Annotated in this window: 10 protein-coding genes (1 of these 10 cut by a window edge); 7 read left to right on the top strand and 3 right to left on the bottom strand. The window is 69.4% G+C overall.

Features of this window, described 5'->3' with window-relative positions:
* A protein-coding gene (locus tag SM116_RS05445; protein ID WP_320943442.1) for an Ig-like domain-containing protein crosses the window boundary here: on the top strand, positions 1 to 11,968 show its final stretch. The gene continues 18,458 nt to the left of window position 1, outside the view; 11,968 of the gene's 30,426 nt are visible here — the last part of the coding sequence; the start codon falls outside the window, past its left edge; it ends in the stop codon at positions 11,966 to 11,968.
* Positions 11,969 to 12,090: 122 nt separating this feature from the next.
* Here SM116_RS05445 and SM116_RS05450 read toward each other — a convergent pair whose 3' ends face one another.
* Entirely contained in the window at positions 12,091 to 13,533 is a 1,443-nt protein-coding gene (locus SM116_RS05450; RefSeq protein WP_320943443.1) for a helix-turn-helix domain-containing protein, read from the bottom strand.
* A gap of 113 nt (positions 13,534 to 13,646) precedes the next feature.
* Here SM116_RS05450 and SM116_RS05455 point away from each other — a divergent pair, with 113 nt between their 5' ends.
* A complete protein-coding gene (locus tag SM116_RS05455; RefSeq protein ID WP_320943444.1) occupies positions 13,647 to 15,521 on the top strand; it encodes a phosphoenolpyruvate carboxykinase (GTP) in 1,875 nt (624 codons plus the stop codon).
* 55 nt (positions 15,522 to 15,576) lie between these two features.
* Here SM116_RS05455 and SM116_RS05460 read toward each other — a convergent pair whose 3' ends face one another.
* A complete protein-coding gene (locus tag SM116_RS05460; RefSeq protein ID WP_320944104.1) occupies positions 15,577 to 17,586 on the bottom strand; it encodes an ABC transporter ATP-binding protein in 2,010 nt (669 codons plus the stop codon).
* A 40-nt stretch (positions 17,587 to 17,626) separates the two neighbouring features.
* Complete coding sequence (locus tag SM116_RS05465) at positions 17,627 to 17,836, bottom strand: AsnC family protein (RefSeq protein WP_320943445.1); 210 nt, start codon at positions 17,834 to 17,836, stop codon at positions 17,627 to 17,629.
* Positions 17,837 to 18,175: 339 nt separating this feature from the next.
* Here SM116_RS05465 and SM116_RS05470 point away from each other — a divergent pair, with 339 nt between their 5' ends.
* The 5 genes from SM116_RS05470 to SM116_RS05490 all read left to right on the top strand — a co-directional run bounded on the left by SM116_RS05470 (position 18,176) and on the right by SM116_RS05490 (position 22,145).
* Positions 18,176 to 18,871 (top strand): aggregation-promoting factor C-terminal-like domain-containing protein, encoded by a 696-nt coding sequence (locus SM116_RS05470; RefSeq protein WP_320943446.1) that lies wholly within the window; start codon positions 18,176 to 18,178, stop codon positions 18,869 to 18,871.
* A gap of 69 nt (positions 18,872 to 18,940) precedes the next feature.
* Complete coding sequence (locus tag SM116_RS05475; RefSeq protein ID WP_320943447.1) at positions 18,941 to 19,882, top strand: ABC transporter ATP-binding protein; 942 nt, start codon at positions 18,941 to 18,943, stop codon at positions 19,880 to 19,882.
* Positions 19,879 to 20,775: an ABC transporter permease gene (locus SM116_RS05480; protein WP_320943448.1), complete on the top strand. Its 897-nt coding sequence runs from the start codon at positions 19,879 to 19,881 to the stop codon at positions 20,773 to 20,775. The genes SM116_RS05475 and SM116_RS05480 overlap by 4 nt, the downstream gene beginning before the upstream one ends.
* 28 nt (positions 20,776 to 20,803) lie before the next feature.
* The gene (locus tag SM116_RS05485) at positions 20,804 to 21,631 is read left to right on the top strand and encodes an ABC transporter permease (RefSeq protein ID WP_320943449.1); all 828 of its coding nucleotides are present in this window, start codon (positions 20,804 to 20,806) and stop codon (positions 21,629 to 21,631) included.
* Between the two features lie 64 nt (positions 21,632 to 21,695).
* Entirely contained in the window at positions 21,696 to 22,145 is a 450-nt protein-coding gene (locus tag SM116_RS05490) for a DUF2269 family protein (RefSeq protein WP_320943450.1), read from the top strand.
* Positions 22,146 to 22,238: the final 93 nt, after the last annotated feature.

Below are 22,238 nucleotides of genomic sequence, written 5' to 3' on the forward strand. Positions count from 1 at the left end.
CACCACCTGCTACGGGTCGAGCCTGACCACCTGCGCGAACATCACGCTGACCAACGACAACGGCTCGATCACCGACGGCCACAACGCCGGCGCCGGCGGCACCGCGGCCAACGTCATCGGCGACACGATCAACCTGTGGGCGCAGTACGGCAGCATCGGCGCGGCCGACGGCAGCAACGACCTGAAGCTCGACTCGGCGGCGGGCAGCGGATGCACGAGTCAGTACACGCTGCTGTACCAGGGGGCGAACTACCAGAACACGACGGATGCGAACCGCGCCGTCACCGCCACCTGCTGGGTCGCGGCGCAGGCCGGCGGCAGCATCGACCTGACCGAGGTGTCCGGCTCCATGAATGTGCTTCTCGCTCACGCGGGCGAGGCCGCCGGACACGTCGCCGGACCCGACAGCGTGCGCCTGACCACCACCGAGACCGGTGTCGAGGGCAACGACATCATCCTCATCCACTCGGGCTCCACGCTCGTCGTCGAGAACGCGCCGCAGACCGTGCCGTGGGGCCTCATCGAGGCCGACGGCGGCAATGTCGTCCTGCGCTCCGCCGACGACATCGTCACCGATCCGTCGAGCCGGATCATCGCGACGATCATGAGCGGCGACCCGGGCGTCGTCACGACCGACCCCAACCAGTCGAAGAAGACCACGGGCAACATCGACGTCTACGGCGACTGCCACAACGGGACGGGCACCTGCGCGATGCCGACGCTGGACACCACGAAGCCCGACCCGACGCAGGGCGACGGCACCGTGATCGTCCTGCGCAGCGGGCAACCGGCATCCGGAATGCTGCCCGGCGAGATCGCCAACGGCGGCTCGGGCACCCTGACACGGGTCTTCGGCAACTCCGAGGCCGACACGTTCATCTTCGACCGCACGATCCTCGTCGGGCAGACGCGGGCGTACGGCGACCAGCTGCCGACGCAGGCGGGCGTGTACGCGCCGCTGTGCAACGGGCCTCCGAACATGTGCGTCGACAGCTTCGTCGTCAACCGCCTCCAGTCGATGGTCGCGGTCGGCTCGGACGTGGCACTCGCCTCGACCCTCACCCTCGACGGCCAGGGCGGCAGCAACGTCTACTCGGTCTTCACGAGCGGCAGCAAGGCGGCCGGCGCGAACAACTACGAGGTGAACGTCCTGGGCTCGCACGCTCCCGCCGACGGCACCGACACCCTCAACATCTACGGCTACGACACCTACACGGGCAGCACCCCGGACAACACCGGCATCGATCCGAGCACGCAGGCCGACTACGCCACGAACGACATCTTCCTGCTCCGCGGCACCCCCTCCGGCATCGTCGGCGAGACGGCGGCCCGCCCGAGCATCTACCAGGGCACGGGCGCGAACCCGGCCGGCGGCCAGGACCCGTTCTCGGGCGGCTCCGGCTTCGTGGCGCAGCTGCACACGTCCCTCGCGAACTCCCAGGCGAACATCGGCGGCACGCAGACCACCGGCGTGAACGGCCAGTTCGCGGTCGAGCGGATCAACTACGACTCCGCGATCAACGGCGGCCTGCACGTCTACTCGCTCGGCGGCAACGACTACTTCGCCGTCGACGACAACGCGGCCTCCACTTACCTCGACGGCGGCTCGGGCGACAACCAGTTCCAGATCGGCCAGCTCTACGGCCTGCGCCGCAACGCCGGTCCGGTGGCGCAGAACCCGCCCCCGAGCTTCAACGGATCCGGCAACCTGGCCGCCGAGAACGTCTTCGACGTCGCCACCGTCGCGACCACACGCGGCTGGCTGTCGCGCGGCACGAGCGCACCGCTCGTCGCCCAGGGCGGCACAGGCAACAACACCTTCACGGTGTACTCGAACCACGCGGTGCTGCACCTCGAGGGCGACGGCGGCAACAACCTCTTCATCGTCCGGGGCTTCGCGCTCGCCAAGGTCGACAACAGCGGCAACATCGTTCTGCCCGGCGGCTGCACGACGATCGAGGCGCCGGCCTGCATCCCGATCCCGATCACGACGAACGGATACTCGACAGCAGCGCAGACCGACGTGCGCACCGGCGCGGGCAACAACCAGGTCGAGTACAACATGAACGCGCCGGTGTCGGTGGACGGCGGCACGGGCTTCAACAAGCTGATCATCCTGGGCACGGAGTTCGCCGACCACATCGTGGTGACCGACCACGGCATCTTCGGCGCGGGCATGTCGGTGACCTTCCGCAACATCCAGGTGATCGAGGTCGACGCGCTCGAGGGCGACGACGTCATCGACGTCCTCTCCACGCCACCGGGCGTGGCGGTGCGCGTCATCGGCGGCCTGGGCAGCAACCAGGTCAACGTCGCCGGCGACGTGAGCGGCAACGTCTACTCGAAGGACATCAACGGCACGAGCGGCACGATCAACCTCTCCGTGATCACGAACGACCAGCTGTACCAGGACGTCGTGATCCCGGGTGTCGCGCTGAGCGTCGCACAGGGCTCGCAGGGCGCGGTCATCGTGACCGAGCACGGCGGCGGCACGGTCGTCTCCGAGACGCAGAACGGCCAGGTCACCAGACCGCCCATCGGCACGATCGACTCGTACACCGTGCGGCTCGCGCAGGCCCCGACGTCGAACGTCTACATCGCGGTGAACGCCGAGCCCGACATCCGGCTCAACCAGCAGGCGAACCCCGCGGGCGACTCGATCCTGCTCGCCACGGCGCCGCTCGGCACGGTCCCGAACGTGGGCACGACGACGGCGAACAGCGACTTCTACCAGCACGTCATCATGGATGCGACGGCCACCGACCTGCCGCAGCGCGCGCTCGTGCTGGTCTTCACACCGACGAACTGGCAGATCCCGCAGGTCGTGTGGGCCGGCGCCATCAACGACGGGCTGGATGACGGCATCCGTCACTACGAGATCAGCCACAGCGTGCTGAGCGCCGACCCGTTCTACGACAACGCCGTCGTGCGCAACGTCGAGGTCGAGAAGATCGACCCGGGCAGCCCGGCGATCCTCGTGACCGACCTCGGCAACACGAACACGACCGGCACGTCGATCGACTCGCGCTTCTCGGACGGCGTCGGAAACGGTACGAGCACCTTCACCTCTGCGACCGCGGACTTCACGCTCAACGACGTCGGCCAGCCGATCAGCGAGATCGACGGCGGTGCGAAGATCCCGGCGAACACCGTCATCCTCGCGGTCGTCGACGCGCACACCGTGACGCTCTCGGCAGGCGTCGCCGCCGGCACCGGCATCGCATTCGCCCTCCCGGCCCGTCTCTCGTCCGTGCAGCAGTACCGCGACGGCGTGACGAGCGGCTCGACGATCACCTCGGCCAGCGCCGGCTTCAACCAGGGCGACATCGGACGGGCGATCATCGAGGCCGACACCGGCAGCGCCATCCCGGTCGGCGACACGATCCAGTCCGTGTCCGCGGACGGCACCACGGCGACCCTGTCGCTCGGCGTGTCGGCGGCCTCCGGCGTCGTCTTCGCCATCCCGGACCGCAACGCGAGCAACCTGATCCTGGGGGGCAGTGGCAACGCGACGACCGGCATCTCGGGCTTCTCGTCCGTGGTGCTGGCCGCCGCGCCCACCGCATCGGTCACCGTGAGCATCACGGCCGCCAATGACCCGCGCATCCAGCTGTCGAGCACCGACCCGCGGTTCCACGTCGTCTCGAACCCCGACGGCATCCACGCGGGCGTCTACACGATCACCTTCTCGACGTCCGACTGGTCGAAGCCGGTCGTCGTGCGCGAGGATGCCGCGCTCTGGTTCAGCACGGCGGACCCGCACAACTCCTACCTGACCGCCACGGTCACGAGCACGGCCGACCCGCGCTACATCGGCGTCGACAACAGCTCCACGCCATGGGACGTGCTGGTGATGAACGACCTCACCGCCGCCGGCATCGTGCAGGCGCCGGACAACATGGTCGTCACCAAGTGCGCCGACGTGGCGTGCACGACACCGGGCCCCGGCTCGAGCTTCAGCCTGCGCCTCGCGTCGGCTCCGACGCAGAACGTCACGGTCGCCATGGTCACCGACGGCCAGACCGACATCGTCACCGGCGGCGGTATCACGAACGCGGCGTTCGGCGCCAAGAAGGCCGTCACCTTCTTCACCGGCAACGTCACCGTCGCGGGCACCGTCATCACGCTCGGCGCCGCGGAGCTCGGCAGCTTCATCGCAGACGGCTTCAAGCAAGGTCAGCTGGTCCAGGTCACGGGCGACGGTGCCACCTTCACCGCGACGACCACCGCGGTCACCGCGACCACGATCACTCTGAGCACCACACCCGGAAGCGGTTCCCACTCTGTGACGATCGCCCGCATCGTGAATGCCGGACTGTTCACCGGCTCGGTGGCCTATGACGCGACAGCAGGCACCCTGACGCGCACCGACGGCTCGAGCTGGCTTGACGACGGCTTCCTCGAGGGGCAGATCTTCAAGATCGGCGCATCCGGCGTCATGCTCAAGATCCAGTCGCTGACCGGCACGGACTCGTCACGCGTCGACATCCTGACTGTCACCGACAAGACAGCTCTCGCCGGCGTCCTCGGCGCATCCGGAACGATGACCCTCACCCTCACCCAGTGGGCCGCCGAGCTCACCTTCACGCCGAGCAACTGGTACGTGCCGGTGGCCATCCCGGTCGTCGCCGACCCGAAGTTCAACGTGCCACCGGGCAACCAGTCGCTGCTGAGCTTCCCGAAGATCGCGCACCTGCTGTCGGCGATCCGCGGTCCGCTATCGGTCGAGGGCGGCCCGACGGTCGACAACCACGCCGCGCTCAACCTCCCGGTCATGATGCCGGGCGAGGGCAACGCGCAGCCCTTCGGCATCGGCATCCAGCCGCCTGAGGCCCAGCAGGTCAACGTGCTGAACATCTTCGACGACGGCGCGCAGCAGAACGAGGTCGGGACGCTCAGCTCCACGGCCCTGAGCGGCTACGGCATGGGCCCGGGTGTGGACTTCAGCCACCACAAGGGCTACGTGCCGGGCGACCCGTCGCACCCGACCTTCGGGGAGCCTCCGGTGTTCCCGAGCGGCATCAGCTTCGGCTCGATCACCGTCGACCCGGCCACCGGCCAGATCCAGACGAACGCGAGCCTGTCGACCATCCAGGTGCTGAACCTCATGGAGGGCCAGGGCAACGACACCCTCACGGTGACCGGCACACTCGTCGGCGGACCGTTCACCAACGAGGACGGCACCCCGGGCACGACGTTCGTCCACGGCGGACTCACGAGCCTCAACGGCGGCGGCGGCGCGCTCCTGAGCATCACCGGCATCTTCGACATCACCTCGACCGCGACCGGAGGCACGATCACGCGCAAGGACGGCACCCCGTGGGCGACCGACCAGTTCGCGGTCGGCCAGGAGCTGATGTGGAACGGCGTTCCGATCGGGGTGGTCACCGCGATCAGCGGCCCGACGGTCACGTTCCACGGCATCGGCCCGGCCGCCGGCACGAGCCTCCACGGCACGGTCGCGGTGTTCGACCCGGCCGTCACCGTCACCGCGAACGTCCACGTCGTCGGCAACGAGCTGATCCGCACCGACATGCGCTCGTGGGTCGAGGCCGGCTTCTCGCAGGGCCAGACGGTCACGATCGACGGCGTCGTCGCGGGCAAGATCAGCTCCATCACCGGACCGACGCAGGACATCCTCGTCCTCGACGGCTCCGGCACGATCGACCCGCTGGGCTGCGGCGTGGGCGGCACGTGCACGGCGACGGTCGCCGAGGCATCCGCGTCGAACAACGCCGTGCGCTACGGCGGCAACGTCTTCACGATCACCGGAGGTGCCGGTCCCGGTCCCAGTGCCGTCCCGCCGACCATCAGCGGGACGTTCACGCCCGGCACCTCCGGCGGCTCGACACTCCTCACGCGCTCCAGCGGGTCCTGGATCGCCGACGGGTTCGTGGACGGCATGGTCCTGCAGGTGGGCGGCCTTCCCGCCTGGACGATCACCGGGGTGACCGCGCTCACCCTCACCCTGACCGGGCCTGCCTTCACGAACTCCCTGGTCAGCGTCACCGTCATCGGGTACGCGCCGTCGCCGCTGGTCGTCTACGGCGACACGTCGCAGGACGGCATCTGGTACAGCGGCGACACGCACACGCAGACGAGCCGGGTCTTCGGCTCCAAGCCGTTCCCGAACCAAGTCGGCGTCGGGACTCCGCAGTTCGTGTTCCCCGTCGCCGATCCGTACCGCCACGCGGGCAACAACATCATCGACGCGCACACGCTGTTCGCGAACGTGCCGGAGGGCCAGGTGCCGTCGATCGGCCTCACCATCTACGGCGGCTCGGGCGACGACACGATCTGGGGCAGCCAGGCCGGGGACTTCGTCGCCGGCGGCTCGGGCAACAACACGATCTACGGCGGCCGCGGCGACAACATCATCCTCGGCGCCAACGGCGTGAACGTGAACCCGATCACGCGCGCGGTCTCGTTCCCGACCGTCAACACGAGCACGTATCAGGATGCCGACCCGCTCGTCGCGGGCGACAACCTGATCTACGGCGAGGTCCCGAACGCCACGACCACCGACCGGTTCGGCGACTATAACAACCTCATCTTCGGCGCCTTCGGCATCGTGACACAGGACACGCAGGAGGCGACGGTCGGCGAAATCCCGAACACGCAGCGGGACGTGACAGGCACACTCGCCGGGCACGTGCCCTCCGGTAGCGCGCTCAACGGCCTGGCCACGCTCACCTGCGCGGCCGCCTGCTTCCAGGCCTCCGACGTGGGCCTCATGGTCAGCGACGGGCCGCTCCTGTCCGCGGGCACGATCATCACCGCGGTCAGCGGCGACCTCAAGACCGCGACCCTCTCGCGCGACCCGGTGGGCGGCGCGGCCGTCACCGCGACCGGCACGACGATGACCATCGGTCCGGCGCAGGGCTACTGCCGCCCGACCGGCACCGTCTCGCTGAACCAGTACTGCGCACCGAGCGGCACGACCCCCTGGCACGACCCGCGGCTCGAGAAGATCCAGACGACCCTCGACATCCTCGGCGCCGCATCGGATGCCGTGCAGAACCACGGTGACAACCGCATCTACGCATCTGGCGGCGACAACATCATCATCGGCGGCGACGGGAACAACGACATCCAGGGCGGCCCTGGACGCAACCTCATCGTCGGCGGCAGCGCCGTCCTGAGCCGGTCGGCGCACCTGTTCAACTACACGAACGCGCGGTTCCAGGACCTCACGGGCACGCAGATCTACAGCACGACGACGGCGACGCTGACGAACAGCCTGACCAACGGCGTGGCCCAGAACGACCCGACCGGGCACGCGTGGTGGGGCGACTTCCTCTCCGGCACCGGCGGCATCCTGCTCTCGGTCCCGCTCGGCGACACCACGCACGGAACCGTGCTCGAGGACTCCGCCTACAAGGGCGCCGACTACATCGCCGGCGGCTCGGGCTCGGCCATGATCTTCGGCGAGTCCAACGACAACATCATCCAGGCGCACGGCTCGATCGACATCACGGCGCCGCCGTCCGCCACCGGCTACCCCACGACCTCCAACGGCTCGCCGTCGATCGGCAGCGTCTTCGGCGGGGCCGCGACCTGCAGCTTCCGCGCCTCCTTCCTCGGCAACCGCGTCGGCGCGTGCCGCGACTCGGGGAACAACCTGCTCATCAACCCGTCCGTGAACGACTACCCGCTCGAGTACACGGTGACGACGAGCATCACCTTCGGCGCCCACACCATGACGCTCCCGACCGGCCAGTACTGGGCGGACGGCGGGTTCGCGGTCGGCCAGACGCTGAACGTCAACGGTGTCGCCGTCGGCGTGGTCAGCGCCGTGAGCGGCAACGTCCTCACCGTCACCGGGGCGCCGGCCCCCGCATCCTGCACCTCCCTGCCGTGCACCGCGTCGGCGACCGTGGCAGCCACCGACGGCCAGAGCTACGTCGAGGGCGGCCGCGGCAACAACACGATCTTCGCCAACCGCGGTCAGAACGACATCATCGGCGGCAACTCCGACATGTTCAGCCTGACGCTGCCGGGCGAGCGCGCGAGCGGGTCGAACCTGATCTTCGGCGGATCGGGCCTGAACGCGGGTCGCGAGGACTGCGGCGACGGGTATCTGGATGCCAACAACCACTGCATCACGAACCCCAACGGGCACGCGCACGACGCGAACGTCATCCTGGCGAACAACGGCGAGGTCATCCGTCTCGTGGGCGTCAACGGCGCGAACGGGGTCGGCAGCACCGGAGTGGCCACCTCGATCGGCTACCTGAACTTCAACTACGACGTCAACGGCTACCTGACGGCGACCGAGCGCATCATCGCCCGTGCGGTGAACCTGCTCGACAACACCCCGGGCGGACCCGACCTCGCCGGCCAGGCCACCGGCCCGCAGGTCGTCGGGTCGAAGGCGACCAACGGCGTCGGCGACATCGGCGGAACCCCGATCACGGTCGACGGCGTGCCGCTCATGAAGGGCAGCGAGATCCACGCAGAGTCCGGCGACGCGTTCATCTACGGCGGCCCGGCGAACGACGTCATCTACGGCGGCGGCCAGAACGACACGATCATCACGGGCTACGCCGACAACTGGGTCTCGGGTGGCCGCGGCGACCAGTGCATCATCGGCGGCGGCGGGCGCTGCTTCGCGAGCCGCAACAGCTCGAGCTACGGCGAGCCGCTGTACGGCGTCGCGCCGATCCCGGCCGCGCAGCTGAGCGAGCTCATCACGACGCCCGGCAATGTGCAGCAGGCGGTCATCAACGTCGCCGGCGCCCTGACCTACACCGCCGTCCTGTGGCCGTACAACTGGGATCCGGCGGCCGCGGCCACCGGTGCACCGAGCTTCTCGACCGGCTGCAAGCAGAACGCGATCTGCGCCCACTACCAGCCGCGCATGGGCCACAACATCATCTACGGCGGCTGGGGCAACGGCGTCATCCACGCCGGTCCCGGACAGTCCGCGGTGTCGGGCGCCGAGGCGCCGGAGCTCGGCTACCTCGACAACTTCAAGCTCGACGGCTCGGTCCTCAACTCGGCTCCATACGAATCCGACTGGTACCGGCCCTTCAACCCGGGCAACCCGGCCGGATGGTTCCCGCTCGGCGACGACGGCAACGGCAACGCCGCCCGCGCCGGGATGTCCGGCAAGTCGAGCTACTTCGACCCGACCGATCCGCGGCGCGAGGTGTTCCTGAGCCCCAACCCGACGAACAACTTCGTGCTGGGCAGCCCCAGCCCGATCCTGTGCACCTGGGCGGCCGGACAGACCGCACTGGGTCAGGGCTGCCTGCCGTTCTTCCTCACCTTCGACCCGACCGACAACGGTCTGCCGCTCGACCTCACGTGGTACCCCGGCACGGGCGACCCGCAGATGCCGGTGACCGGAGACAAGGCGATCTTCGGCGACCTCGGCAACGACTACATCGTCGCCGGCATGGGTCGCGTGCGGGTGTACGGCGGCTGGGGCAACGACCTCATCGACGTCCGCGCGAACACCTCCGTCGACAACGGCCTGAACGACGGCCCGGTTCCCGACCTCGTGCGGGGCACTGGCAACTCGTTCACGCTGCCCACATCGACGCCGACCTTCGGAACGCCGGCCTGGGAGTCCCTCGCCTACGGCGGCGCCGGCCAGGACATCTACTTCGCCGGCACCGGCGGCGACCGCCTCATCGACTGGGTGGGCAACCACAACAGCTACTACGTGCCGTTCTCGCAGTTCGGGATGCCGGCCGTCAGCCGCACGCTGCAGCCGTTCCTGCCGGAGTTCCTGTACGCGCTGTCCAAGAGCGACGGCGCCGACCAGACGCTCATGACGCGCTACGTGGCCTTCGACGACAGGTACCAGGGACTCGCATCCCGCAACGGAGAGCCGTACGGCGAGCTCGGCCTCGTCCTGCAGCACGACGACGCGTGGCATCAGCAGACCGGGTCGCCGTTCAACCAGATGCCCGAGAACCTCGGCGGCACCGCGATCGACGTCATGAAGACGGCGAACATCCGGCCGTTCAACTCCTCCGGCATGGGGTCGTCGTCCGGAGTCGTGGGCGGGGCCATGCTCCCGATGCTCTCCCTGCCCTCCGGCCAGGGCGTGAACCTGCCGTCCGGCACCAACCCGGCCGGCGCGTCCAGCGTGCCGTTCCTCGTCGCCGGAGCGCCGGGCAGCACGGTCGCCTACTCGTTCACGCAGGGCACGCTGAGCGTCACCGGCACGGGCACGATCTCGGCCGCGGGCACGTTCGGCGCTCTGCTCGACCTCTCCGGCTTCGCCGACGGCGGCATCAACGTCGCCGTGACGGTCACGAGCCCCACCGGCAAGGTGACGACGATGACGTCGGTGATGGGCAAGAACAGCGTCGCGCCACCCTCACCGACGCTCGGCGTCGCCGCGTACGCCAACCTCGCCACCCGCACGACCTTCACCGTGACGGTGACCGGGCAGGCCGGCTCCATCGCGAACGTCGTGATCACCGACACCTCGTCGCCCATCGCGCGGGTGGCCAACGGCATGGACATGGTCGGCACGAACGGCACCGTCGTGATCCCCGTCGACGTGTCGAACCTCGTCGACGGCGTGCTGACGATCACGGTCACCCTGACCAACGGCGCGGGGGTCAGTGCATCCACCGTCGTCACCGCGACCCTCGACACCATCCCGCCGCCGCTCACGGTGATCAACTACCCGGCCTCCATCACCTCGTCCAACGCGGGCAGCTACTGGTTCTACACGACCGGCCAGACCGGAGCGACCATCGCCTACACGTTCACCGACGGCACGACGACGGTGGGCGACAGCAAGCCGGTCAACGGCAGCGGCCAGTGGAACGTCAACAACATCTACCTCACGCCGCTCAAGGACGGACCCATCGTCTTCACCGTCACCGAGACGGAGCCGTCGGGCAACACGACGGTGTTCACCGTGACGCTGCTGAAGTCGACATCGCCACTGGCCCCGCCGACGATCGTCCTGAACTCCGCGGACGACTCCGGTGTCTCGGCATCCGACGGCATCACCAACGTGACGGCGCCGCGCTTCATCGTGACCCTCGCGGCCGGAGCCGTGTCGTCGACGATCTACGTCGGGGGAGTCGTGTACACCGGACAGGCGCTCGCCACCGGCACCTACTCGGTCACGGCGACCGATACGGATGCCTACGGCAACACGTCCGCCCCTTCGGCCGCCTGGACCCTCGTGATCGACGCCACGCCGCCCACGGGCACCGTCACGATCAGCAACGGCAAGACCGTCGGCACCACCGTCTACGTTGCGGGCACCACGGCATCCCTCGCCCTGTCGTTCTCGGGCGCACCGGCGGGGCTCACGACGATGTCGGTGTCGCTCGACGGCGGCGCCTACAGCGCGCCCGTGGCCTACGCCGCGACCGTCACCATCACCGGCCTCTCCGGCAACGGCACGCACACCGTCTCGGTGCTCGTGACCGACATGGCGGGCAACTCGGTGATCGTCACGCGGACCTTCGTGCTCGACAACACCCCGCCCGCGATCACCTCCTCGAGCATCGCCCCCACCAACGGCACCTCCTACGACGTGTCGCAGCGCATCGCGCTCGCCTTCGGGGCGACGGATGCCGCATCCGGGGTCGCTGCCGTGACGGCGACCCTCGACGGGGTCGCCGTCGCGAGCGGCACGGTGATCGTCGGGGAGACCCTCGCGGCCGGGGTGCACACGGTGGTCATCACCGCGACGGATGCCGTGGGCAACACCTCGACGTCGACCTTCACGGTCACCGTCCGCGCCACGATCGCAGGCCTCCAGGCGGCCGTGGACTACGGGGTTTCGATGGGCTACATCAGGTCGTCGGTTGCCTCGAGCATGCAGTCGTACCTGAGCGCCGCGCAGAGCGCCCTGAACGCCGGCAACCACACCCTGGCGAAGTCCGACCTGGCCTCGTTCGTGGCGCTCACCGGCAACAAGGGGGTGTCGAGCGCCTACGGGGCCCTGTTGAAGGGCTGGGCGAACGACCTCTCGTCGACCCTGTAAGTCTCACGCGCCCCTTCCGCCGGTGGCTGCACTCCCGCGGACTTCTGCGCTCCCGCGGATCCGCGGAAGCCGAGGCCTCCGCTGTTGCGCGCAACTCCGCAGTCACACGACCTCAGCAGGGCTCAGCCCTCGGCGTGCCGGTCGAGGAAGGCGTAGACCTCCGTCGCGTCGACGCCGGGGAACTTGCCGCTCGGCAGCGGGGAGAACATCTGCATGTGCACGCGGGCGCTCGGCCAGGCCTTGCCGTCCCAGCGGGCCGCGGCATCCGTCGGCGGCCGCCGGCAGCACGTCTCGTCCGGGCACGTCGACACCGCGCGCTTCTGCGTCTCGCGCCCTCGGAACCACTTCGCGTCGTCGAACGGAACGCCGACGGTGACCGAGAACTCGCCGGAGCTCGTCGAGCCGGTCTGCGTCGAGCACCAGAACGACCCGGCGGGGGTGTCGGTGTACTGGTAGTGCTCGGTGGTGCGGTTCTGCTCCTCGAACGCCGAGCGCGCGAGGAACTTGCGGCACACCATCTGACCCTCGACCGAGCCCGTGACGTCCATCGGCAGCGGCAGGTCGTCGTTCTCGTAGACGCGCGAGATGGCGCCCGTCCCGTCCACCCGCAAGAAGTGCAGGGGGATGCCGAGGTGGTGCGTCAGCAGGTTGGTCATCCGCATCCCGGCCGCCTCGTGCGTGACGCCGAACGCGTCGCGGAAATCCTCGACCGCGAGGTTGCGGTCCTTCTTCGCCTGCTGCAGGAACGCCACGGCGTTGGTCTCGGGCATCAGGCAGCACGCGGCGTAGTAGTTGATCTCGAGCCGCTGCTGGAGGAAGTCGGCGTACGACGTCGGCGGCTGGTGGCCGAGCATCCGGTGCCCCATCGCCTGCAGCGCCATCGAGCGCAGGCCGTGCCCGCCGGGGATGGATGCCGGCGGCAGGTAGATGCGCCCGTTCTGGATGTCGGTGACCGATCGCGCGGAGTGGGGGAGATCGGTGACGTAGATGAGCTCGAAGCCGAGCTGCTCGGCCATGAGGCTCACGGTGCGGTGCGTGAGCGCGCCCGACACGTGGCCGGCCGACTTCAGCTGCTTCTCCGCGAGCCGCTCGATCTCCGGCAGGTAGTTGTTCCGCTCGCGCATGTGCAGCCGCAGCTCGGTGTTGGCGCGACGCGCCTCCTCCGGTGTGGCGATGGCTTCGCGCTCGCGGCGGTGCAGCTCGCGGTGCAGCCCGAGGATGGACTCCAGCGTGTCGTCGCTCATGGCCTTGCTGACCTTCACCGGCGTGACGCCGAGGCGCCGGAACACCGTGCTCGCCTGCGCCCGCTCGAGCTCGATCTCCAGGGCGGCGCGGCGGTTCGGCGGCTCGGTCGACAGCAGGTCGGCGAGCTCCACCCCCGTGGCCCGCGCGATCTCCTGCAGCAGCGAGAGCTTCGGCTCGCGCTTGCCGTTCTCGATGAGGCTCAGGTGGCTCCCTGCGACGCCGACCTGTGCCCCGAGCTCGTCCAGGGTCATGCCGCTCTCGAGGCGGTGGTGACGGATGCGGTGGCCCAGGGTGGCCAGTTCGATGCCGGAGGCGGTCATTCCTTGAGCATAGCGAAAGAATCGCGGTTCTTTGCACCGGATCGGCGCGAAAGAGTCCTGCGAGGAGGGGGAGAGTTGTCATAGACCTCAGATCTGACGAAACAGGAGCGATGATGGCCTTGGCAGAGAGCTTCACCCGGACGACCGGCCCGATCACACGTCCCGTGACGGCGCTGCGCGAGTTCGGCGCCCGTCCTGCCTACACCGGCGCCGGCATGGACGCCCTCGTCGCCTGGGTGGACGAGGTGGCCGCACTGACGCAGCCTGCCCGCATCCACTGGGTCGACGGATCGCGCGCCGAGAACGACGCCCTCGTGCGCGAGATGGTCGCCGAGGGCAAGCTCATCAAGCTGAACCCCGAGTGGCGCCCCGGCTCGTACCTGGCCCGCTCGCACCCGAGCGACGTCGCCCGCACGGAGGGGCGCACGTTCATCGCCTCGGAGCGTGAAGAGGATGCCGGTCCCACGAACAACTGGGCCGACCCGGCCGAGATGCGCGCCACGATGACGGGCGTGTTCGCCGGCTCGATGCGCGGACGCACGATGTACGTCGTACCCTTCTCGATGGGAGCCGTCGGCGGCCCGCTGTCGCACCTGGGCGTGCAGATCACCGACTCGGCGTACGCCGTGGCATCCATCGGCATCATGACGCGCGTGGGCGACGCCGTCACCGCCCTCATCGCCGGCGGCCAGCCGTGGGTCAAGACCGTGCACTCCGTCGGTGCGCCCCTCGCCGAAGGCGAGCAGGATGCCGAGTGGCCCTGCAACGACGAGAAGTACATCGTCCACTACCCCGACACGCTCGAGGTGTGGTCGTTCGGCTCCGGCTACGGCGGCAACGCGATCCTCGCGAAGAAGTGCTTCGCGCTGCGCATCGCGTCGGTGATCGGCCGCGACGAGGGATGGCTCGCCGAGCACATGCTGCTCATCCGGGTGATCGACCCGCGCGGCAAGGCGTACCACGTGGCCGCCGCCTTCCCGTCGGCCTGCGGCAAGACGAACCTGGCGATGCTGCGCCCGACGATCCCCGGCTGGCGCGTCGAGACGCTCGGCGACGACATCGTCTGGATCCGCCCGGGCGAGGACGGGCGCCTGTGGGCCATCAACCCGGAGGCGGGCTTCTTCGGCGTCGCGCCGGGCACCGGCGAGTCGACCAACGTCACGGCCGTCGAGACGCTGTGGGGCAACACGATCTTCACCAACGTGGCCCTGCGCCCCGACGGCGACGTGTGGTGGGAAGGCCTCACCGACGAGGCGCCGGCCGAGCTCATCGACTGGGAGGGCAAGCCCTGGACGCCGGCATCCGGCCGCCCCGCCGCCCACCCGAACTCGCGGTTCACGGTCAGTGCCGCGCAATGCCCGCAGATCGCCGCGGACTGGGAGGAGGCCGTCCCGCTGGATGCCATCCTCTTCGGCGGGCGACGTGCGACCAACGTCCCGCTCGTGGTCGAGGCCACCGACTGGACGCACGGCGTCTTCCTCGGCTCGACCATCTCGTCGGAGCGCACCGCCGCCGCGGAGGGCACCGTCGGCGAGCTGCGCCGCGACCCGTTCGCGATGCTCCCGTTCTGCGGCTACAACATGGCGGACTACTTCGGCCACTGGCTGAAGGTCGGCCAGGCGGCGCGCTTCGACCGCCTGCCGCGCATCTTCCAGGTCAACTGGTTCCGCCGCGGCGCGGACGGCCGGTTCCTGTGGCCGGGCTTCGGCGACAACTCGCGCGTGATCGACTGGATCGTCCGCCGCATCGACGGCGAGGTCCCGGCGATCGAGAGCCCGATCGGGCGCCTGCCGCGCGTGCAGGATCTGAACCTGTTCGGCCTGCGGATTCCGGCCGAGGACCTCGACGAGCTCTTCGCCATCGACCGCACGTCGTGGGAGCGCGAGGCCGACCTCACCGAGGAGTTCTACGCGACCTTCGACGGCAAGATCCCGGCCGCCCTGCAGTCCGAGCTCGCCGCGCTGCGCTACCGCCTGCAGCGAGCCTGAACGCACTCGTTCCGGGGCCCGCGTTCCTCCCGGGTCCCGGAACCCGGGCCGGCGCTCACACCAGCAGCTGGTGGCGGGCGAGGTCGCGGTACAGGGGCGTGGATGCGACGAGCTCCGAGTGCGTCCCCTGACCAACGACGCGGCCGTGGTCCAGCACGACGATGAGGTCGCTGTCGACGACGGTGGACAGACGGTGCGCGATCACGATGAGCGTGCGACCGGATGCGACGGCGTCGATGGCATCCCGCATCCGCTGCTCGTTCAGACCGTCGAGGGATGACGTCGACTCGTCGAGCAGCAGGATCGGGGGAGCGGCCAGCAGCGCACGGGCGATCGCGAGCCGCTGACGCTCGCCGCCGGACAGCATGACGCCGCCCTCGCCGACCGGGGCCTCGAGCCCCAGCGGGCTGCGGTCGAGCACGTCGCCGAGATTCACCTCGCGCAGCACGAGCTCGCACGCCTCGTCGGAGGCATCGGGGGAGGCCAGCCGCAGGTTGTCGGCGATCGTGCCCGCGAGGGTCGGCGCATCCTGTTCGACGTAGCCGAGCCGGGCGCGCAGGTCGTCGCGATCGAGCGTGCGCACATCGGCGCCGTCGAGGAGGATCGCCCCGCCGGTCGGGTCGTAGAACCGCTCGATGAGCGAGAGGGTCGTGGACTTGCCGGCGCCCGACGGCCCGACGAGCGCGACCCGCGCGCCGTGCGGCACGGCGAAGGAGACGCCGCGCAGCACATCGCCGTCGGCGTCCGTCTCGACGTTCTCCGGTGCTCGCGCCTGCAGCGGTGAGGCGACCGCGACATGGGCGGACTCGAGCAGCGTCGCAGCCTCCGACTCGGCCTTGACGCGTGCCGCGACGACGGCGGCCGGGTAGCGGAAGTGCACGTCGCGGAACTCGATCGCCGCCGGCGCCTGTTCCGGTCCGCGGGCCTGTTCCGGTCCCCGGGCGTGTTCCGGTCCCCGAGCCTGTTCCGGTCCCCGAGCCTGTTCCGGTCCGCGAGCCTGTCGAGGGGTCGCACCCTCATCGGCTCCGGTCAGCGAGGCCGCGATGGCCGCGTCATCCGCCGTCTCGATGGGCAGGTCCAGCACCTCCTGGATGCGACCCAGCGCCCCGAGCGCCTGGTTCACCGACGTGATCGCGCCGAAGAACGAGCCGAGCGGCGCGATGAGCATGAACAGGAACATGATGAACGTCACGAGGCTCGCGATCGTGATCGCGCCCGACGCGACGCGCAGACCGCCGACGCCGAGTACGACGAGGAGCGACACCTGCAGCGCGATGCCGGCGACCGGCACGACGAGCGCCGACACCTTCGCGATGCGCACGCCGATCCGGTAGGTCTCCTCGGCGAGCCCGCTCACGGACGCCTCCTCGCGGGCGGTGGCGCCCGAGGCGCGGACGGTGCGGATCGACCCGATGGCCCGCTCCACCCCGGATGCGAGCTCGCCGACCTTCTCCTGCTGCTGTCGGGTCGCGACCCGGATGCGTCCGCTCAGCGCGACGACGCCGGCGATGGCGATCGCCAGCACGAGCACGATGATGCCGAGCAGCACCGGGTCGATGACGGCCATCGCGATGATGGCGCCGACGAAGATCAGGGCGTTGCCGACGGCATCCACGAGACCCTGCGTCATGACGGCGTACAGCAGTGTCGTGTCGGTGCCCACGCGTGACACGAGGTCGCCGGTGCGCCGGGCGTCGAACTCGGCGATCGGCAGGTGCAGGATGCGCGAGATCAGCTTGCGGCGGCTCGAGTAGACGACCGCCGTGCCGGTGCGCTGCAGCAGGTAGTGCTGGTAGCCCGACAGCAGGGACGACGCGACGACGAGCGCGATGAGCGCCCAGACGTACGGCGTGAGCTGACCCTGCCCCTGGGCGCCGGCTTCGACGAGCGTGATGACCTTGCCGACCACCAGCGGCTGGAGGAGGGTCGCGACAGCGCCGAAGATGCTCAGCAGCACCACGATCACGAGCACGCGCTTGTGCTCGAAGAGGAACGGCAGCAGTTGCGTGAGGCGTGCGCGCGGGCCTTCGGGGGCGGTACGGCGGCCGCGACGGGAGGCGGTCATGGACATGGGTGACCTCGTGTGTTCCGATCGGGGGAGAAGACTATCTTCGCCCGTACTTCTTGTGCACGGCCTGACGGCTGACGCCGAGGGAGTCCGCGATGGCGACCCACGAGTAGCCGCGGGCGCGGGCGCGGCGCACCTGCTCGGCCTCGGCGCGGGCGAGCTCGGTCTGCCACGCGCGGATGCGCCGAAGCTCCGCGAGCGGCTCGCCGCCCGCAGCGGCGATCGCCGCCGGAAGGCCTTCGCTCATCTCCGCTCCGTTTCGTCGCGTCAACTTTAGTTGACACGATCCGGGCCGTCAACCTGAGTTGACGCCCTGTTCTGTCCAGGAGTTTTGGATGAAGCGTCCAGGTTGCGCCCATAGCGTGAACGAGTCCGTTGAAGCGGTAGCGCCTGATCACGGTTCTGCAACGTTTCGACAAAGCGTGCACGTGCGTGCGTCAAGACGGATGCCTCGACCCGACGAGGCGGCGACTACCCGTAACCGTTTCGTTGTGCGAGGCGACCAGCCTGCACGGGCGCGACCGCGTCCGCTCCCCGGCGTGCGCGCCGGGCGGACAAAGCAGGGAAGCACGATCATCGGAGCCCCGTGCCCTCCTTCACCACCGCCACCCGAATCGCCGTGGTCGCCGCCGTCGTGGCAGCCGTGGCCATCCCGACCGCGGTGTCCGCCGCCCACGCGAGCGACACCGCATCCACCGCCGTCAAGCCCGTCGAGGTCGCCACGGCGATCAACGACCAGCTCGTGCTCGGAAAGGCTGAGGTCGCCCTCGAGCCCGTCCGGCCGGACTACGACCAGCTCCAGCTGGGCAAGACGCACGTCATGAAGACCGCCGCCTTCAGCGACGACGCACCGACGATCGTCGGCGTGCCCTACGTCCCGCCGCCCCCCGCGCCCCCGGCACCGGCACCGGCGCCGAAGCCGAAGCCCAAGGTCGTGGCCAAGCCCGCTCCGAAGCCGCGGGTCGCCGCGCCCGCTCCCGTGTCCGTCCCGGCGGGCGACGTGCGCGCGATCGGCCAGCAGCTCGCCGCCCAGCGCGGCTGGGGCGCCGACCAGTTCGCGTGCCTGAACGCCCTGTGGAACCGCGAGTCGGGCTGGCGCGTCACCGCGAGCAACTCGAGCGGGGCCTACGGCATCCCGCAGGCGCTCCCCGGATCGAAGATGGGCGCGGGCTGGCAGAGCGACCCGGTCGTCCAGATCACGTGGGGCCTCAACTACATCGCCGGCCGCTACGGCACGCCGTGCGGCGCGTGGGCGCACTCCCAGTCGACCGGCTGGTACTGAGCCGCAGCCGCTGAGTCGAGCCCGGTCCGGGGACGCCATCGTGTCCCCGGCCCGGGCTAGTCTCGTTGGGTGCCAGAGCCCGTCATCCACGCCGAGAACCTCGTCAAGACCTATCGGTCGAAGGGGCAGCCGGAGGTCGTCGCCGTCGGCGGACTGAGCTTCGAGGTCGCTCCGGGCGAGTCGTTCGGGCTGCTCGGCCCCAACGGCGCCGGCAAGTCGACGACCATGAAGATGATCGGCGCCGTCTCGACGCGCACGGCGGGGGAGCTCAGCATCCTGGGTCTCGACCCCGATCGCTACGGGCCTGAGATCCGCTCGCGACTGGGGGTCGTCCCGCAGCAGGACAACCTCGACGGCGAGCTCAACGCGCGTGAGAACCTCTTCATCTACGGGCGGTACTTCGGTCTGCCCGCGAAGGCGTGCCACGCGAAGGCCGACGAGCTCCTCGCGTTCGCGCAGCTCGAAGACAAGGCCAAGAGCAAGGTCGATCAACTGTCCGGCGGCATGAAGCGCCGCCTCACGATCGCGCGCGGGCTCGTGAACGACCCGCGCATCCTCCTGCTCGACGAGCCCACGACGGGTCTCGACCCGCAGGCCCGCCACGTGCTGTGGGACCGGCTGTTCCGCCTCAAGGAGCGCGGCACGACACTCGTGCTCACGACGCACTACATGGATGAGGCCGAGCAGCTGTGCGACCGTCTGATCGTCGTCGACAAGGGCAGGATCATGGCGGAGGGGTCGCCGTCGGCGCTCATCCGCGAGTACTCCACCCGTGAGGTGCTCGAGGTGCGCTTCGGAGCGAGCCGCAACGACGAGGTCGCCCCGCAGCTGCAGGGCCTCGGCGAGCGCGTCGAAGTGCTGCCCGACCGCATCCTGATCTACGCCGAGGACGGCGAGGCCGTCCTGGAGCGCGTCATCGCCGAGGGTCTCGAACCCATCACGTCGCTCGTGCGCCGGTCCTCGCTCGAGGACGTCTTCCTGCGATTGACGGGAAGGTCGCTGATCGAATGACCTTCCTGCCGGTTGGTGAGCCTGTCGAACCACAGGCGCCGGGCTCTGCGGCCCAGCCGTCGCTGGACGAGCTGCGCGCCGAGGCGATGGCGTGGGGTCGCAAGCCGCGCCGCCGAGGCGCGCTCTATGTCGCCGATCACGTCGTGCACGCCATGCGCGCGTACGGCTGGACGATCATCGTCGGCGCGCTGGGTCAGCCCATCCTCTATCTCGTCGGGCTCGTCGTGGGCCTCGCATCCCTCATCGGCGGGTCCGTCACGGACGCGTGGGGCCAGCACGTGCCGTACCTCGTGTTCGTCGCTCCGGCCCTCCTGATGACCGCGGGGATCCAGGTCGCGAGCGAGGAGTTCAGCTACCCGGTCATGGACGGGTTCAAGTGGCGCCGCTATTTCTACGGGTTCAGCGCGTCCCCGATCTCGCCGCAGCAGATCGCGACGGGTGTCGCCGTGGGCGCGAGCGCCCGCGTCCTGCTCGCGACGGCGGGCTACTTCGTCTTCGTCTGGCTGTTCCAGGCCGTGCCCCACGGCGGCAGCGGCTGGCTCGCCATCCCGATCGGCGTGCTCGCGGCCTGGTCGTTCGGGATGCCGCTCCTGGCCTACGCGGCGTCGCTGCAGAACGACGCAGGCCAGTTCGCCATGGTTCAGCGGTTCGTCTTCATGCCGATGTTCCTGTTCTCCGGCACGTTCTACCCGCTCACCGCGCTGCCGATCTGGCTGCAGTGGATCGGCTGGATCTCGCCGCTGTGGCACGCGACCGAGCTCGGCCGCGTCGTGACGTACGGGGCGGCCGAGCCGGTGTGGCTCACCGTGGTCCACATCGTCTATCTCGTCGCGCTCACCGTTGGCGGCTACCTCGCCGCGCGCAGGATCTTCGTGCGGCGGCTGGGCGCATGAGGCCGCGAAGCATGAGGGAGGTGGAGAGATGACGACCGCAGACGTCCGCACGAGCGAGGCGCCCATCCGCGGCGGCGGCGTTCGCGCCCTCTACGCCGGCAACCCCGGCTCCGTCGTGCAGCGCGGGTTCATCGCCGCTCGCAGCAGCAGCTGGGTCGTGGTGCTGTCGGGTTTCTTCGAGCCCGTGCTGTACCTGGCATCCATGGGCATCGGCCTGGGGAGCCTGATCGGCGACGTGCAGACGCCCGCGGGCCCGATCCCGTACGCCGCCTACATCGCCCCGGCCCTGCTCGCCGTCTCGGCGATGAACGGCGCGATCTACGACTCGACGTGGAACGTCTTCTTCAAGCTCAATCACGCGAAGCTCTACGAGGGGATGCTGGCCACCTCCCTCGGCCCGCTCGACGTCGCGCTCGGCGAGATCGTCTACGCGCTGCTGCGCGGCCTGGTGTACGCGACCGGCTTCATGATCATCATGCAGATCTTCGGCCTGAACCTCGCCTGGACGGCGATTCTGGCGCTCCCGGCGGTGGTGCTCATCGCGTTCGGCTTCGCGTCGCTCGGCATGGCGGTCACGAGCTACATGAAGGTCTTCCAGCAGATGGACCTCATCAACTTCGTCCTGCTGCCCATGTTCCTGTTCTCGGCGACGTTCTACCCGATCACGATCTACCCGGAGTGGCTGCAGGTGATCGTGATGGCGCTTCCGCTGTGGCAGGGCGTCGAGCTGGTCCGGGGACTCACGACCGGCGTGCTCGTCCCCGACATGTGGTGGCACGTCCTCTACTACCTCGTCATGATCGGCATCGGCCTCGTCTTCACGACGAAACGACTGCGGGCGCTCTTCCTCGATTGACCGCACGATCGGGCGACCTTCAGGTGGTCGAAAGGTTGGCCGGATTCAGCGTATGCTGACGGGCATGGACACTCTCATCACGATCCTCCACGTGGGCACCGCGGTGTTCATCGTGGGCCCGATGGCGATCATCCCGATGACCGGCCTGCGCGCTCTGCGTGCGGGCAACGCCGCCCAGGTTCGCACCCTCGCGACCTCCACGATGCTCTTCACCTGGCTGTCGCTGCTGACGTTCGTGTTCGGCTTCGGAGCGATGTCGATGGCGCCCGCCCGCTACCACCTGACCTTCACGACTCCGTGGATCCTGTGGTCCGCGATCCTCTACATCGTCGCGTTCGTCCTGAACGCGTTCGTCGTCGTGCCGCAGATGCGCAAGGCGGCCGACGCCATGGTTGCGACGCCCGAGGGCTCGGCGCCGGTGCGGCCCGCGGGCTACGGGCCCATCGCGGCGACCAACGGCATCGCGTCGCTGCTGCTGGTCGTCGTCGTCATCCTGATGATCTGGAAGCCATAGCCGACGCAGAGCATCCACAGAGCGAGGCGGTCACCATCGAAGGGTGACCGCCTCGCTCGCCTCCGGCCCGTAGTGCGCGGGCAAACGCAGCAC

It is taken from the genome of Microbacterium rhizosphaerae (genome assembly GCF_034120055.1).
Taxonomy (GTDB): Bacteria; Actinomycetota; Actinomycetes; order Actinomycetales; family Microbacteriaceae; genus Microbacterium; species Microbacterium rhizosphaerae.

Bases quoted from the DNA above. Each gene is read 5' to 3' on its own strand.
- SM116_RS05450 (WP_320943443.1), bottom strand. From the start codon at position 13,533: ATGACCGCCTCCGGCATCGAACTGGCCACCCTGGGCCACCGCATCCGT.
- SM116_RS05455 (WP_320943444.1), top strand. From the start codon at position 13,647: ATGGCCTTGGCAGAGAGCTTCACCCGGACGACCGGCCCGATCACACGT.
- SM116_RS05460 (WP_320944104.1), bottom strand. From the start codon at position 17,586: ATGACCGCCTCCCGTCGCGGCCGCCGTACCGCCCCCGAAGGCCCGCGC.
- SM116_RS05465 (WP_320943445.1), bottom strand. From the start codon at position 17,836: ATGAGCGAAGGCCTTCCGGCGGCGATCGCCGCTGCGGGCGGCGAGCCG.
- SM116_RS05480 (WP_320943448.1), top strand. From the start codon at position 19,879: ATGACCTTCCTGCCGGTTGGTGAGCCTGTCGAACCACAGGCGCCGGGC.
- SM116_RS05485 (WP_320943449.1), top strand. From the start codon at position 20,804: ATGACGACCGCAGACGTCCGCACGAGCGAGGCGCCCATCCGCGGCGGC.
- SM116_RS05490 (WP_320943450.1), top strand. From the start codon at position 21,696: ATGGACACTCTCATCACGATCCTCCACGTGGGCACCGCGGTGTTCATC.